The organism is Marinicauda sp. Alg238-R41 (genome assembly GCF_947331485.1).
Taxonomy (GTDB): Bacteria; Pseudomonadota; Alphaproteobacteria; order Caulobacterales; family Maricaulaceae; genus Marinicauda; species Marinicauda pacifica.
Genome location: NZ_CAMZOJ010000001.1, coordinates 623,879 through 637,414, shown reverse-complemented (window position 1 = coordinate 637,414; position 13,536 = coordinate 623,879). Strand labels below are relative to the sequence as shown.

Genomic DNA, 13,536 nt, shown 5'->3' with positions numbered 1-13,536 from the left:
CGCCTCCAGCGTGTGGGTCCGTCTGTGCGGAGACCCGGACGCCATCCCCGGTCGTGTCCGACGATCCCGGGATCCCAGCATTCGCTGGGAAAGAGGAGGAGCAAGGCTTCACCGCCTCTACGGAACGCCTCCCCGGCACAACGAAAAACGCCCGCCGGAGACCCGGCGGGCGTCTTCTTATCGGGTCGGCGGCACCAGCGGCTTAGGAATTGCCGCCTTTGGCCGGGCGCGCCTCGATACCGTGACCGGTCGTACGCTCGGAAATCCGGGCCGACTTGCCGCGGCGATCGCGCAGATAGTACAGCTTGGCGCGGCGCACATGACCTTTTTTCTTGATCTCGATGGACTCGATCAGCGGGGAGTAGAGCTGGAAAACCCGCTCGACGCCTTCGCCGAAGGAAATCTTGCGGACCGTGAAGCTCTGGTTGAGGCCGGAGCCGGACCGCGCAATGCAGACGCCGTCGAAGCGCTGAACACGCTGGCGCTCGCCTTCACGAATCCACACATTGACCGACAGGGTGTCGCCTGCGGAAAAATCGGGATGGGACTTCTCGCCCATCACGCGGGAGGCTTCTTCCTGCTCGAGCTGTTGGATCAGGTTCATCGCTCTTCTCCATCACGCCGCTGATATCTCGACCAGAGATCCGGCCGGCGCCGTTGCGTTATCTCTTCACTCTTCTCACGCCGCCAGCGTTCGACCTTTGCGTGGTCGCCCGAAAGCAGCACGTCGGGGATGTCCCGGCCCTCCCAGACCCGCGGACGGGTGTAGTGAGGATATTCGAGACAATCGCCCTCGAAACTCTCGTCTTCGGTCGAGGCCAGCTTGCCGAGCACGCCGGGGATCAGTCTCACGCAAGCCTCGATGAGGTATTGCGCGGGAATTTCACCGCCGGCCAGCACGGCGTCGCCGATACTCACCTCTTCCATCTGCCTGGCTTCGATGACCCGTTCGTCAAGGCCTTCGAAACGACCGCAGAACACCACAACGCCCGGACCGCCCGCCCATTCCCGAACCCGGGCCTGGGTCAGCGGTTTTCCGCGCGGTGTCATGTAGATCAACGGGCGCGAGCCGAGCTCGACGCTGTCGATCGCCGCCGCCGCCACGTCCGGGCGCAGCACCATACCAGGGCCGCCGCCAGCAGGCGTGTCGTCAACGGAGGCGTGCTTATGACGGGAAAAAGACCGGATGTCCACCGTCTCCAGCGACCAAATACCGTTCTTCCGGGCAGTTTCCAGCAGTGAAACCCCCAGCGCCCCGGGAAAGGCCTCCGGATACAGGGTCAGGCATGTCGCAGTGAAGGTCATGCGTCCCCGTCCCCTGCCTCCTCCGCCTCCTCCGCCTCTGGCGGGTTGGCGACCAGCCTGCCGGCCTTCAGGTCGAGATGGGGCACCGCCTCCTTGGTGAAGGGCAGATACCAGACGCCGTCCGGCCCGGTGATCTCCAGAAGATCGCCCGCGCCGAAATTCTGCACCGCCTTGACCTGACCCAGCGGCGCGCCGCCGGCATCTTCCACCGCCAGCCCGACCAGGTCGGAATAGTAGAACTCGTCCTCGTCCGGCTCGGGCAGCGCGGCGCGCGACACGTAGAGCAGCGTGCCCTTCATCGCCAGCAGGGCTTCGCGCGTCGTGTCCTCCTCGAACACGACGATCACCGTCTCCCCGCCCGAATGGCGCGCGCGCCGGGGCGTGAACACGACCTCGCCGGTCTCGTCCAGGAAGGGGCCGTAGCTCGCCAGCATGGCCGGATCGCCGAACGCGCGCACTTTCGCCTCGCCCTGCACGCCATGCGCGCCGGCGATGGCACCGATAACGACGAGGTCGGGTTTGGCAGCCATGCAGACAGTCTAGCCTCTAACGGCGAAATCCCGGAGCCTTGAAGGGCTCCGGGAGGTCACGATTCACGCGTCCCGCACACGCTGTCGCGGGGAGGGCGGCCAGGTCGAAGGCAAAAAGCCTTACGACTTGGTCTCTTCGGACGTTTCGGCTTCGGCCGGAGCTTCGTCAGCCTTGGCCTCTTCGGCCGGAGCTTCGGCAGGCGCGTCTTCAGCCGGGGCCTCTTCGGCAGCCGGAGCGGCCGCCGCGGCCTTGGCTTCTTCCTCGGCTTCCTTCTTGGCCGCTTCCTTCTCGGCGCGCTCGGCTTCGCGCTCCTTGGCCTTCTCGCCCGGCGTGCCCTTCTTCGGGTTGTCGCCGTGCTTCCACTCGACCAGGCCGGCATCGGCCAGGAAGCGCGCCACGCGATCGGTCGGCACCGCGCCGTGCTTCAGCCATTCGGCCGCACGCTCGGTGTCGATCTTGACGCGTTCTTCGCTGTCCTTGGGGAGCATCGGGTTATAGGACCCGATTTTCTCGATGAAGCGGCCATCGCGCGGATCGCGGGCATCGGCCACGACGATGCGGTAGTAGGGGCGCTTCTTCGCGCCACCGCGGGAAAGACGGATTTTAACAGCCATAGTTCAAGTCCTTTTAAGGTCAGATCATTTCTTTTTCGGCATGCCGAGCGGAAGGCCATCCGGCCCGAGTGGCCCGCCTGCCCCGAATCCGGGGGGCAGACCGCCTGAACTCCCGCCGCCCGGCAGACCGGGGAGTCCTTTCGCGCCTTTGGGCGCTTGTCCTTGCAGAAGATCGGCGGTGGCATCGTCAAAGCCGGGGGGCATCTTGCCGCCACCGGGCATGCCCGGCATTCCCGGCATGCCGCCCTTGGCGCCCTTCTTGCCCATCTTCTTCATCATGTCCGCCATCTGGCGGTGCATTTTCAACAGCTTGTTGACGTCCGGCACCTCGACGCCCGCGCCCTTGGCGATGCGGCGCTTGCGGCTGGCCTTCATCAGGTCCGGCTTGGCGCGCTCGGCCGGCGTCATCGACAGGATGATCGCCTCCTGGCGTTTCAGCATCGTGTCGTCGAACCCGGCGCTGGCCATCTGGCCCTTCATCGCCTTGTTCATGCCGGGCAGGAATCCCATGATCCCGGACAGGCCGCCCATCTTCTGAAGCTGTTTGAGCTGGTCGCGCATGTCTTCCAGGTCGAACTTGCCCTTCGCCATCTTCCTGGCGAGCTTTTCGGCCTTGTCCTGGTCGACGTCGGCGGAGGCTTTTTCCACCAGGGAGACGATGTCGCCGCGCCCGAGAATCCGGCCCGCCAGGCGTTTCGCGTCGAACGCGTCCAGCCCGTCAATCTTTTCAGACGTGCCGAGAAACTTGATCGGCAGCCCGGTGACCCAGCGCATGGACAGCGCCGCACCGCCGCGCCCGTCCCCGTCCATCCGGGTCAGCACCAGGCCGGTCAGCTTCAGGCGCTCGTCAAAGCGGCGCGCGGTTTCCACCGCGTCCTGGCCGGTCAGCGCATCGGCGACCAGCAGGGTTTCGCGCGGACGGGCGATCTCGGCGATCTTGGCCGCCTCGCCCATCATCTCCTCGTCGATCGAGGTGCGCCCCGCCGTATCCAGGATGACCACGTCATAGCCCTGCAGCCGGCCCGCACTCATCGCGCGCTTGGCGATCTCGACCGCCGACTGGCCCTTCACGATGGGCAGGGAGGCGACGCCGGCGCGCTCGGCCATCTGGGCGAGCTGCTCCATCGCCGCCGGGCGGCGGGTATCGAGCGAGGCGACCAGCACCTTCTTGCGCTGGGTCTCGGTGATGCGCTTGGCGAGCTTGGCCGACGTCGTCGTCTTGCCCGAGCCCTGCAGGCCGGCCATCAGGATCGCGACCGGGGGCTCGCCCTCCAGGTGCAGGCCTTCCGGCTCGCCCTCGCCGCCGAGCAGGTGAACCAGCTCGTCATGGACAATCTTGACGACTTGCTGACCGGGCGCCACGGCGCGGATCACATCCTCGCCGACCGCCTTCTCGCGCACGCGCTTGACGAAATCCTTGACCGCAGGCAGGGCGACATCGGCCTCGAGCAGCGCCACGCGGATTTCGCGCAGGGCCGCATCGACATCCTTTTCAGACAGCGAGCCGCGACCGGTAATCTGGTCGAATACCCCTGTCAGCCTCTCGCTTAACGCGTCGAACATGAAGTCCGCCTCTTCTGCCCGCCCTCGTGCTTCGAGGCCCGCTATGCGGGCACCTCAGCATGAGGGCTTACCGTTTCTGCCATCCTCTTCCCTCATCCTGAGGTGCCGGGCGTCAGCCCGGCCTCGAAGGATCGGAGGCAGCCCATCCAAAAACCCACGCGCCAAGAGCCCCGCTGAGCGAGCCTTCGCCGAGCGGGGGACCTCGCCGACCTCCAGGAGTGTGCTCCCACCGCCAGGTGGGCTCCGTGTGCCGGTAAGGCAAGCGCAATACGCCTGCAGATGTGAGCGGGTGGCTATATGGGAGGCACGCCGCCGAGTCAAGTTATCCACGGGGCGGACCTACGCCCATCCCCGTTCGCGCAGCCAGGTCAGCGCCCCGCTCTCATAGCCCTTGAATTTCGGCGCGGCATCCAGCGGCGCGACCAGCAGGGCGTCGGGCGCGCAGGCGCGCTTGATCGCGTGATAGACCTGCGACCTCGTCGCGCCGGTCTGGATCAGGAACAGGCCGGGGCCGAGCGCAAACACGTCATCGCCCGGCGGCCGCTCGCAGTTGGTGCCGTGCCAGTGCACGAGATAGAGGCAGGCCGGTTCGTCCATCACGGGCATGGCGCGCCTCAGCTGATCGGCTTGCCGCCGGTAATGCCGATGATCTCGCCGCACACATAGCTGGATTCGGAGGAGGCGAGATAGACGAAGGCGGGTGCGAGCTCGGCCGGCTGGCCGGGCCGGCCCATGGGTGTGCCCTTGCCGAATTCCTCCACCTTGTCCTGCGTCTGCCCGCCGGACGGCTGGAGCGGGGTCCAGAACGGGCCGGGCGCAATCCCGTTCACGCGAATGCCCTGTTCGATCGCGCCCTGGGCCAGCGCCTCGGTAAAGCCGCGAATGGCAAACTTGGTGGTGGCGTAGTCCAGCAGGTAAGGCGCGGGCGAAAAGCCCTGGTTGGACGTCACGGTAATGATGGCCGAGCCCGCCGGCATCGCCTTCAGGGCCGCCTTGGTCAGCCAGAACAGCGCGTAGATATTGGTCTGCACCGTCTCGTCGAACTGCTCGTCGGAAATCTCTTCGATGCCCGGCTGGCGCACTTGCTTGCCGGCATTGGCGACCAGGATGTCCAGCCCGCCCATCGCCTCGCGCGCCTGCTCGACGAGCTGGCGGCAGAACGCCTTGTCCTTCAGGTCGCCGGGCAGGCAATGGATCGTCCCGCCCTCGTCCTCGATCAGGCGGGCGAGCGAGGCGGCATCCTCCTCCTCGGCGTCGAGATAATTGATCGCGACCTCGGCCCCCTCGCGGGCATAGGCGATGGCCACGGCCCGCCCGATCCCGGAATCCCCGCCGGTAATCAGCGCCTTGCGCCCTTTCAGCCGGCCGTTGCCCACATAGCTCTCCTCGCCATGGTCGGGGCGCGGCGCCATCTCTTCGGTAAAGCCCGGCTTGTCCTGAGGCTGGCGCGGAAACGGCGGTGCGGGATACATCGTACGCGGATCGCGCAGGCGCGCATCGAAGCGGTCATCGGCCATGTCGGTCTCTCTTCACATCGCGGTCGGGGAGGCATGGCGATAACCGGCGAGAGCGAGGAGAGTTCCTATTCCGCCACAGCCCACTGATAATGGAAGGAGAACTTAATTAAGGATCAAACTGCTCGTGAATTGTAGGCTCGGAGCTCCTCGTCGCTGATCGCGCGCTCAGGCACCAGATCATAGTGCTTTTCCTGCACTATTTTCACCGAATCCCCGTCGATGGTCAGCTCAAAGAGCGCAATTGTCCCGCCTGTCATGAATTTTGCCGCGAGCGCGCGGCACACGAGGCTAGAATACTTTTCCTTGCAATAGGCTAGGTCTTGATAGAGCTGAGCATAACCGATCTTGTCGTTTCCAACTTTAGCCTGAGCGGGGATCACGAAATGGCGACCGTCCCGATCAACGCCGACATAAATCTCGTCGATCTCGATCTGGCCGATCGTACCGACCGTGGTTCTGAGATGGTTCTGCAGGGAATAGGTCGTAATTCCAAAGAATGTATCGATGAGACGGTTGTAGCGGATGCGCGCCAGGAGGGCCTGCTCGTCGCTGAACGCGTACCGTTTAATAATCTCAGGAGTAGCTTCCGGAATCTTTGTAGTAATAAGGCTCGCGTTGGGCGTGATATTACTCTTCGAGACAAGCCGAAACTCGTACTGTGAAATGCCGCGACCGAGAATAACCCACTCTTTCCCGGAAGGCTGAGTGTCGAGAATTTTCTGGGGGAGCTTGCTGCGGTAACGATATGAGTAGAGCGCGCCGTCTCCCATATTTGCGAGTGGTTCAATGCCATGTTTTTCACATGCATCGAAAAGGTCTGGCCTCGAGAATTGAATCGAAGAGTCGCCCTTTTTGTACCGATCGAAAAAGACTGCCTCAACGATCTGCCTCTGGCGGCTCGGTGGTTTAGCCATGAGCTACTCTCTGCGCTTCGAGCCGCTCGCGTTCGATATCGGCCTGTTTCCGCTTTTTCGCACCGCTCTTCATGTTGCGGCGGCTGGGCGGCGCCTTCACGCCGAAGTGAGCCGCGGCCTGAGTCAAGTCCATCCAAAGCAATGCTTCATCGCCGAGATTCAGAGCGGCGGTCGGGGCATCGACCTCCTCGCCGAGAGCGATGCGGACCTGCTCAGCGACCGCTCGCGCAAGAGGGGGAGGTACCGCATTTCCGATTTGCCTGGCGCCGTGCCACTTCGTGACATTGAATCTGAACCAATCGGGGAACCCATGAAGACGGGCCATCTCGCGGACCGTGACGCATCTTGGATGCTCGTAATGAATTGGACGAGGGCTGGTGAAGGCACCTCTCGCCCCATCGGTCCCGGCCCTTAGCGTATTCGAGACGCCAGAACGTGAGAGCTTGAAAAAGCGACTTACCGGCTCGACCTTACCTTCCCCAGTCTCTTCGAAGCGGCGGCGAGAAATTTCGGTGTGTCCCGTTCGCGCGCTCGAAGTCAACGTCGCCGGATCCCAATTGCGAGGTCGTCCAAGCTGCCAAGCGTCGTTGGAAAGGCATCGCATTTGCGCTGCATATTCGCTCGGATTGTCTCGAAGGCTCGCGCGAATGGAATCGCTCGAAAGCAATCCTGCGAACTGATCCGCGTCAGGAAGATCGTCCAATGCATCTTGGCACGTAGGGCCGAAATGCAGGTCGGCAAAGGTCTTCTTTTTTCCAGCAACGTTGGTGCTCGGCGCCGGGTAGGCAGGGAGTTTCTCCCCATTTTTTACGCCCATGAGAATAAGGCGTTCGCGGCTTTGCGGCGTACCGTAGTGCGCAGCATTGAGCACCTTCCAGGGCGTCACGACTTGATACCCCGCCGCCTCGAACTCGGCTACGACTTCTGCAAGGAAATGCTTGTGCTTTCCGACAGTAAGTCCTTTCACATTTTCAAAAACGAAGCTTCGAGCGTCGAGCTCAGAGACAATCCGGACAAAATCTTTCACCAAGCTATTTCTTGGATCGTCGATGGCACGGTGTCCGATGAGAGAGAATCCTTGGCACGGCGCACCGCCAAAGACGCAATCCACCCGGCGCTCTCCGATCCCGGCTGCCTTACGGATATCCGCGCCGGAGATATTTTGGACCGAATGCGGAATGACAGCCGTGTCGGGAAAGTTGAACTTGTGCGCCGCACAATGCACGGGATCGATTTCGACGGCGGCAGCGACATCGAAACCTGCCTGCTCAAACCCCAAACTCAATCCGCCCACGCCGGCGAACAGATCGATTCCGATTGGTCTGCGATTTGTCACGAGACTTCACCTCCGTTCCTGTGCAGACACTAGTGACTCGAGTCGCTCTCGTCGATCGGATTTTCTGCGTTATCCACAAAGGCGGTCAGCCTTGACGAAAGCGTTTGCCGATCTTTCGTCTCGCACTGCCAAACCACTAGAACCGACCAGCCCTCGACTTCCAGCTCTGCAATATTTCGAGCGTCGCGCTCAGTATTCTTCTTCCGCTTTTCTTGCCAGAATTCCTCTCGGCTACGTGGCGGCCTACCCTTTGGGCAGTCGTGCGCGTGCCAGAAACATCCGTGGACAAAGATCGCCTTCTTTTTCTTCCTGAAGACTATGTCCGGTGTTCCAGGCAACCGGCGATCGTGAAGGCGGTACCGATAACCGAGGCTATGAAGAAGGCGCCGAACCACCATCTCCGGGCCGGTATTTTGGCTAGCAACGGACTGCATTATTCGGCGACGCTGTGCAGGCGTCCGGGTATCAACCAAATCTCCGTCCTTTCAGGTTGCGGCTTTTCGTGCTTCCTCAGCCCTCGCACAACCACGGCTAGGCAGAAAGGTCGTTGACGGAGTCTCGCTGACTTTATCGGCGCATGCATATCCCATGTCAACAATATGTTCTTGTTATGTACTCATGACGCTTTTCGTCCCCTCCTTCCCTCGCGCGTCATCATCGCCTACCTCTCACACAACCGCCTTGTGATCCCTGCCTCGCGAAAGACACCCGCCCCATGCTGAACATTGCCTTCCAGATGGACCCGATTACCGGGGTCAATGTGAATGCCGACTCCACGTTCGACATTGCGCTCGAATGCTTTACCCGCGGCCATGCGATCTGGGTTTACGGGCCGGGCGACCTGGCGCTGAACGGACAGCGCGTCAGCGCGAGCGCGCGCAAGGTGACAAGGCTCCAGCGCGTGCAGGGCGAGCATGTCGAGCTGGAGGCGCCCCAGGAGCTGGACCTGCACACGATGGACGTGGTCTTCCTGCGCCAGGATCCGCCGTTCGACATGAGCTACATCACCTCGACCCATATCCTGGAGCATCTCCAGCCCGAGGTTCTGGTAGTCAACGATCCGCGCCATGTGCGCGACGCCCCGGAAAAGCTCTTCGTCACCCATTTCGAGGGGCTGATGCCCCCGACGCTCATCACGTCGAGCGAGAAGCGCATCCGCGCCTTCTTCGAGGCGCACGGGCGCGACATCGTGGTCAAGCCGCTCTTCGGCAATGGCGGGGCGGGCGTGTTCCGCGTGCGCGAGAGCACGGAGAATCTGGCGTCCCTGGTGGAGCTGTTCGCCCAGATCAGCCGCGATCCGCTGATGGCCCAGGCCTTCGTGCCGGACGTCACCAATGGCGACAAGCGCGTCATCCTGGTCGATGGCGAGCCGGCCGGCGCGATCAACCGCGTCCCGGCCAAGGGCGAGGTGCGTGCCAACATGCATGTCGGCGGGCAGGCGATGGCGAGCGAGCTCTCCCCCCGCGATCTGGAAATCTGCGCGGCGATCGGGCCGGAGCTGAAGCGGCGCGGGCTGGTGTTTGTCGGCATCGACGTGATCGGCGACTACCTGACCGAGATCAACGTGACCTCGCCGACTGGCATTCAGGAGCTCAGGCGCTTTTCGGGAATCGATGTCAGTGCCATGCTGGCCGACTGGATCGAAACCAAGCGCGCGGGGTAGACTTCATGATCTCGGACCAGAATCTGCGCATGCAGTGGGCGCTCGCCTATCCGTTCGCCCGTCCGCAATCCTCCTTCCTCTTCGTGGACGGCCACACCCTGCTCCTGACCGACACGGGCGCGGAGCGCTTCGGCGACTGGCGCGCCCATTACCGCAATCAGGAGGCCAAGGTGCGCGACCTGATCGGGGAGGAGCGCGCGAAAGTGTTCGAGCGCGGCGACTATCATGCCGTCGTCGCGGTCGGCTCCAATGCCGCGCCGGTACAGCTGCGCCGCAAGTATCAGAGCCGTCTGGACAATGTCGTGGTGCCGGTGCTGCGCGTGACGCTGCCGGATCACATCATCGCCTTCGGCAAGCATCTTGCCGCCTATGGCTCGATCGGCGCGACGATTGCCGAGCATGAGGGCGCCTCGGTCAAGGCGTATGCGACCCTGCTCGGCCCGGACGAGTTCGAGGTGATGAACGGGACGGAGAATCTGGGCGAGACCTATGACCACCACGACGTCACCGTCGCCGATGCGCCCGCCTGCGTGCCCGCCGGGATGGTCGCCTACCGCTCGCTCGCCGGGCATATGCCGCTGCTGGTCGAGGGCTTCGAGCACGAGCATGGCCCCCACCCCTATGGCGGTCAGTGGGAAGCCCAGCAAATGGCCATAGACGCGCTCGGCCTGCACATGAGCGTCGATCAATTCCTGGCCGAGAATGTCGCCGACCCGGAAATGGCCAAGGAACGCGACCGCCGCCTCGCCGCGTTCTCAGGCTTCGCCTGATCGCGCGGCTCTCGCGCGCGCCTCAGTCAGCACCCCGCAACCGCCCCGCCACGGCCTTCAGCCGCAGCGCGACCCACACGGCTGCCCACACATTGCCCAGCAGCGGCAGCGGCAAGATGAAGAGCAGGGCGATGCGCTTGTCCGGCTCCAGCATCCAGATCAGCACGGCAAGAAGCGCAAAGCCGAGATAGAGGTCAGCGAGCGTCACCACGCCCCACGGCCCGGACACCAGCCAGGCAATGGCTTCCGACAGGCTCTGGCCCGCCGTCATCATGGCCCAGACGATCAAGCCGGCGAGAAGAAGTCCGCCCGCGGCGGACAGAAGACGAAGAAGGGGCATGGGGCGCTCCGGCAGGGCTCTTGACTGTCCTGTCCTACGCGCGCCCGGTCCCGCCGGATCAGTCGCGATCGGCGCCCGCGACCTCCGGCGGCGCGGGTTCGGGCTTGTAGGGCACGTCGGCGGGATGGCGGTAGAGCTCCTCGTCCAGCTCGCCCTCCCACTTGGCCACCACGGTCGCCACGGTCGCGTCTCCGGTCACGTTCAGCGCGGTGCGCGCCATGTCCATGATCCGGTCCACCGGCAGGATGAAGCCGACAATGATCGCCGTCTGTTCGGGCGTGACCCCGAATGTCTCCAGCACGATGGCCAGCAGGAAGATCGAGGCCGAGGGAATGCCGGCCGCCCCGATGGACACGATGGCCGCGGTAAACGCGATCATCACATAGTTCATGAAGGTCAGGTCGTAGCCGAAGGCCTGCGCGGTAAACAGCGCCAGTATGCCCAGATACAGCGCGGTGCCGTCCATGTTGATCGTCGCGCCCAGCGGCAGGACCGAGCCGGCGATGGAGCGCTTCACGCCCAGGTTTTCGCTCGCATTGGCGATCGTCACCGGCAGGGTCGCGCTGGAGCTGGCGGTGGAATAGGCGACCGCGATCGCGTCGATCATGCCGCGCACGAAATTCATCACCGGCAGGTTCAGGACGAAGCGGATGATCCCGCCATAGACCACGACCGCATGGGTGATGAGGCCCAGATAGACCGCCGCGATCAGGATCGCGATGGCGGCCAGCGCCTCCAGCCCCTGCTGCGCCACGGTATGGGCCACCAGCGCGAAGACGCCGAAGGGCGCGATTTCCATGACCAGATGGGTGACTTTCAGGATGACGTCGGCGGCGCTGCCGAAGAAATCGCCCATCAGCTTGCCTTCGCGCCCGGCCAGCAGAATGCCGATGCCCAGCAGGATGGCGAAGAAGATGATGGCCAGCACATCGCCGTCGGCCAGCGAGGCGACGGGATTTTCCGGCACGATGGCCAACAGGCGTTCGGTCAGCGAGGGCGCTTCGGTCGAGACCGGCACCGCCTCGGCATTGCCCAGATCCACGCCCGCGCCGGGCCGGAAGGCGATGCCGTAGAGGATCCCGATGACATTGGCGAAGATGGTGGTGGTGAAATAGAGCGCGATCGTCTTCAGGCCGATCGAGCCGAGTTTTTTCGGATCGCCGAGCGCGACCACACCGGACACCAGCGTGGTCAGGATAAGCGGCACGATCAGCATCCGGATCAGGCGGATGAACAGGTCGCCGACCGGCTTGACGTAGGATTCAAGCCAGGCTGCCGCGTCGGTTCCGCCCATGATCTGGGCCAGGACCGCACCGAAGATCACGCCCAGGACCAGCGCGCCGAGCACCCGCTTCCAGAGCTGGGTTCCGAACCACCATTTCATCTGACACACCTCCCCGCGCGCATGATTTGACCGCGCAGCCTAAGCGCCGCGCGGCCAAAATCAATCGCCGGTGAAACGGCGCGCCTAGTTGTTCGCAGTGGGCTCGCTGCCGGCCGCCTGCTCGGCAGCCGCGCAGACGCGCTCGCTGATCTCGCGCTCGGTCTGGATGGCGCAGAAGCGCCCGTCGCGCATGCGGTAGACCCCGGTGCCCGCGCGATCGTCGTTCGGACGCAGGCCGAAACGCATGTGCTCGGCGGCCGCCAGGTCGAACGTGCTGCGCATGTCGCCCTCCAGCGCCGTGCTGTCGACGCGGTAGACCGACCCGTCGCCGTCCAGCTTGCAGGCCACGACCACCATGCCGTCCGGTCCGCGGCTGGAGAAGGCCGCGCCGTCCGGCAATGCGGCCAGCACCGCCGCGTCATCCCCGCCGCGGCAGGCATCCTCGGCGGCGTGGTCCAGCGCGAGATTGCCGACCAGGGCCTGCGTCGGGCTCTCCGCCTCGCCTGCGGCCTCGGTCCCCGCCCCGGCCGGCTGCGTGTCCGCCGGGGTGGCCTCGTCCTGTCCGCCACACGCGGTCAGCGCCAGAGCCGCCACGCCGGTCACCCAATATCCAACTGCCTTCATCGCACTCACTCCCGAATCTCGTGGCCCGCACACGTCCAGCCCGGTTCTACGACAGGATGGACCGCCGGGCCAAGCACTAGCGCCCCGCGTCGCGGAAACGTCACGCCTGACCTTCGAAAAAGGCCTTCACGTCGGCAATCATCGCCCGCTTGGCCTGCGCCACCAGCTTTGCGCCCTTTTCCGGGGTTGCCTGGGAGGGGTCGGAGCCGATGCGGCCGTCCGGGAAGCGGCGCCGGTAATCGGCGGCATCGCGGATCGGCCCGGTCGGGGCGATCTTCGGGCTCATCTCGACCTGTTTCTGCGCATCGGGATAGGCGTAATAGGTCACCGAGACTTCCGAGGCCGTGGCATGGCCGCCCTCGCCTTCGGGGAAAAGCTCGCGCACCAGAGTCTGGACGCCGGGCAGGGTGAACCAGTTTTCCAGCTTCAGCTGGTAGGGGCAGGCCTCGCCGTCCAGCGAATAGGCCGAATAGCTTTCGGAAAACGCGGCATTGACCGGCGCGATATTGCCGCCATGGCCATTGAAGAAATAGATCCGGGTAAAGCCGTGACGCACCAGGGAATCGATCCAGTCATTGACCGCCGCGATCATCGTGGTCGGGCGCAGCGTGATGGAGCCGGGAAAGGCCAAATGGTGCTGGGCGGACCCGACATTGAAGGTCGGCCCCACCAGGAAGCCCGCCTCGTCGCCGGCCTCTTTCGCGATCACTTCAGGACAGATCGCATCGGTGCCCAGCAGGCCGTTCGGCCCGTGCTGCTCGGTCGAGCCGATGGGGATCACGATACCTTTGGAGCGTTTGAGATAGGCCTCGACTTCGGGCCAGGAGGCTTGGTGAAGTTGCATGATCTGCCTTTCATGCCGTGCGCGTGAAAGGCGGACAGGACACCAGCCGGGCGCGCCGCGCAAGATGGCTTTTCAGCGGCCCGGCGCTTGTGCGCGCCCCCTGTCCTGACCCATGCTGAGGGATGAAGATC

The 13,536-nt window shown here is 64.1% G+C and carries 16 protein-coding genes; 2 read left to right on the top strand and 14 right to left on the bottom strand.

Translation table 11 applies throughout. The features are described 5' to 3' along the window. Positions 1-202 precede the first annotated feature (202 nt). From rplS to PGP17_RS02920, 10 genes are all read right to left on the bottom strand, one after another. A complete protein-coding gene (gene rplS / locus PGP17_RS02965) occupies positions 203-604 on the bottom strand; it encodes a 50S ribosomal protein L19 (RefSeq protein ID WP_270374195.1) in 402 nt (133 codons plus the stop codon). Continuing rightward, a complete protein-coding gene (gene trmD, locus PGP17_RS02960; protein ID WP_270374194.1) occupies positions 601-1,305 on the bottom strand; it encodes a tRNA (guanosine(37)-N1)-methyltransferase TrmD in 705 nt (234 codons plus the stop codon). Before trmD ends, rplS begins: the two co-directional genes overlap by 4 nt. Beyond that, the gene (rimM, locus tag PGP17_RS02955) at positions 1,302-1,835 is read right to left on the bottom strand and encodes a ribosome maturation factor RimM (RefSeq protein ID WP_270374193.1); all 534 of its coding nucleotides are present in this window, start codon (positions 1,833-1,835) and stop codon (positions 1,302-1,304) included. Before rimM ends, trmD begins: the two co-directional genes overlap by 4 nt. 120 nt (positions 1,836-1,955) lie before the next feature. Further along, positions 1,956-2,450: a 30S ribosomal protein S16 gene (gene rpsP / locus PGP17_RS14940; protein ID WP_442915119.1), complete on the bottom strand. Its 495-nt coding sequence runs from the start codon at positions 2,448-2,450 to the stop codon at positions 1,956-1,958. A 24-nt stretch (positions 2,451-2,474) separates the two neighbouring features. Beyond that, positions 2,475-4,013: a signal recognition particle protein gene (ffh, locus tag PGP17_RS02945; protein ID WP_270374192.1), complete on the bottom strand. Its 1,539-nt coding sequence runs from the start codon at positions 4,011-4,013 to the stop codon at positions 2,475-2,477. Between the two features lie 339 nt (positions 4,014-4,352). Next, complete coding sequence (locus PGP17_RS02940; protein WP_270374191.1) at positions 4,353-4,619, bottom strand: hypothetical protein; 267 nt, start codon at positions 4,617-4,619, stop codon at positions 4,353-4,355. A gap of 8 nt (positions 4,620-4,627) precedes the next feature. Further along, positions 4,628-5,530, bottom strand: a complete 903-nt coding sequence (locus tag PGP17_RS02935) for an SDR family oxidoreductase (RefSeq protein WP_270374190.1) — start codon at positions 5,528-5,530, stop codon at positions 4,628-4,630. 113 nt (positions 5,531-5,643) lie between these two features. Further along, on the bottom strand, positions 5,644-6,444 hold the full coding sequence (locus tag PGP17_RS02930) for a hypothetical protein (protein ID WP_270374189.1): 801 nt from the start codon (positions 6,442-6,444) through the stop codon (positions 5,644-5,646). After that, on the bottom strand, positions 6,437-7,780 hold the full coding sequence (locus PGP17_RS02925; RefSeq protein ID WP_270374188.1) for a DNA cytosine methyltransferase: 1,344 nt from the start codon (positions 7,778-7,780) through the stop codon (positions 6,437-6,439). Before PGP17_RS02925 ends, PGP17_RS02930 begins: the two co-directional genes overlap by 8 nt. 29 nt (positions 7,781-7,809) lie before the next feature. Continuing rightward, on the bottom strand, positions 7,810-8,253 hold the full coding sequence (locus PGP17_RS02920; protein WP_135945559.1) for a very short patch repair endonuclease: 444 nt from the start codon (positions 8,251-8,253) through the stop codon (positions 7,810-7,812). Positions 8,254-8,495: 242 nt separating this feature from the next. Here PGP17_RS02920 and gshB point away from each other — a divergent pair, with 242 nt between their 5' ends. Further along, a complete protein-coding gene (gene gshB, locus PGP17_RS02915) occupies positions 8,496-9,443 on the top strand; it encodes a glutathione synthase (protein WP_270374187.1) in 948 nt (315 codons plus the stop codon). A gap of 5 nt (positions 9,444-9,448) precedes the next feature. Next, positions 9,449-10,213, top strand: a complete 765-nt coding sequence (locus PGP17_RS02910; protein WP_270374186.1) for a hypothetical protein — start codon at positions 9,449-9,451, stop codon at positions 10,211-10,213. Between the two features lie 22 nt (positions 10,214-10,235). On the opposite strand, the gene PGP17_RS02905 is transcribed toward PGP17_RS02910, so the two are convergent. The 4 genes from PGP17_RS02905 to PGP17_RS02890 form a co-directional block, all read right to left on the bottom strand. Beyond that, on the bottom strand, positions 10,236-10,553 hold the full coding sequence (locus PGP17_RS02905) for a hypothetical protein (RefSeq protein WP_135945562.1): 318 nt from the start codon (positions 10,551-10,553) through the stop codon (positions 10,236-10,238). Positions 10,554-10,611: 58 nt separating this feature from the next. Continuing rightward, the gene (locus PGP17_RS02900) at positions 10,612-11,937 is read right to left on the bottom strand and encodes a dicarboxylate/amino acid:cation symporter (RefSeq protein WP_270374185.1); all 1,326 of its coding nucleotides are present in this window, start codon (positions 11,935-11,937) and stop codon (positions 10,612-10,614) included. A gap of 84 nt (positions 11,938-12,021) precedes the next feature. Beyond that, entirely contained in the window at positions 12,022-12,561 is a 540-nt protein-coding gene (locus PGP17_RS02895; RefSeq protein WP_270374184.1) for a hypothetical protein, read from the bottom strand. Positions 12,562-12,661: 100 nt separating this feature from the next. Continuing rightward, positions 12,662-13,405 (bottom strand): creatininase family protein, encoded by a 744-nt coding sequence (locus PGP17_RS02890; RefSeq protein WP_270374183.1) that lies wholly within the window; start codon positions 13,403-13,405, stop codon positions 12,662-12,664. Positions 13,406-13,536 lie beyond the last annotated feature (131 nt).

Bases quoted from the DNA above. Each gene is read 5' to 3' on its own strand.
- rimM (WP_270374193.1), bottom strand. From the start codon at position 1,835: ATGGCTGCCAAACCCGACCTCGTCGTTATCGGTGCCATCGCCGGCGCG.
- ffh (WP_270374192.1), bottom strand. From the start codon at position 4,013: ATGTTCGACGCGTTAAGCGAGAGGCTGACAGGGGTATTCGACCAGATT.
- PGP17_RS02940 (WP_270374191.1), bottom strand. From the start codon at position 4,619: ATGCCCGTGATGGACGAACCGGCCTGCCTCTATCTCGTGCACTGGCAC.
- PGP17_RS02895 (WP_270374184.1), bottom strand. From the start codon at position 12,561: ATGAAGGCAGTTGGATATTGGGTGACCGGCGTGGCGGCTCTGGCGCTG.
- PGP17_RS02900 (WP_270374185.1), bottom strand. From the start codon at position 11,937: ATGAAATGGTGGTTCGGAACCCAGCTCTGGAAGCGGGTGCTCGGCGCG.
- gshB (WP_270374187.1), top strand. From the start codon at position 8,496: ATGCTGAACATTGCCTTCCAGATGGACCCGATTACCGGGGTCAATGTG.
- PGP17_RS02905 (WP_135945562.1), bottom strand. From the start codon at position 10,553: ATGCCCCTTCTTCGTCTTCTGTCCGCCGCGGGCGGACTTCTTCTCGCC.
- trmD (WP_270374194.1), bottom strand. From the start codon at position 1,305: ATGACCTTCACTGCGACATGCCTGACCCTGTATCCGGAGGCCTTTCCC.
- rpsP (WP_442915119.1), bottom strand. From the start codon at position 2,450: ATGGCTGTTAAAATCCGTCTTTCCCGCGGTGGCGCGAAGAAGCGCCCC.
- PGP17_RS02935 (WP_270374190.1), bottom strand. From the start codon at position 5,530: ATGGCCGATGACCGCTTCGATGCGCGCCTGCGCGATCCGCGTACGATG.
- rplS (WP_270374195.1), bottom strand. From the start codon at position 604: ATGAACCTGATCCAACAGCTCGAGCAGGAAGAAGCCTCCCGCGTGATG.
- PGP17_RS02910 (WP_270374186.1), top strand. From the start codon at position 9,449: ATGATCTCGGACCAGAATCTGCGCATGCAGTGGGCGCTCGCCTATCCG.
- PGP17_RS02890 (WP_270374183.1), bottom strand. From the start codon at position 13,405: ATGCAACTTCACCAAGCCTCCTGGCCCGAAGTCGAGGCCTATCTCAAA.
- PGP17_RS02930 (WP_270374189.1), bottom strand. From the start codon at position 6,444: ATGGCTAAACCACCGAGCCGCCAGAGGCAGATCGTTGAGGCAGTCTTT.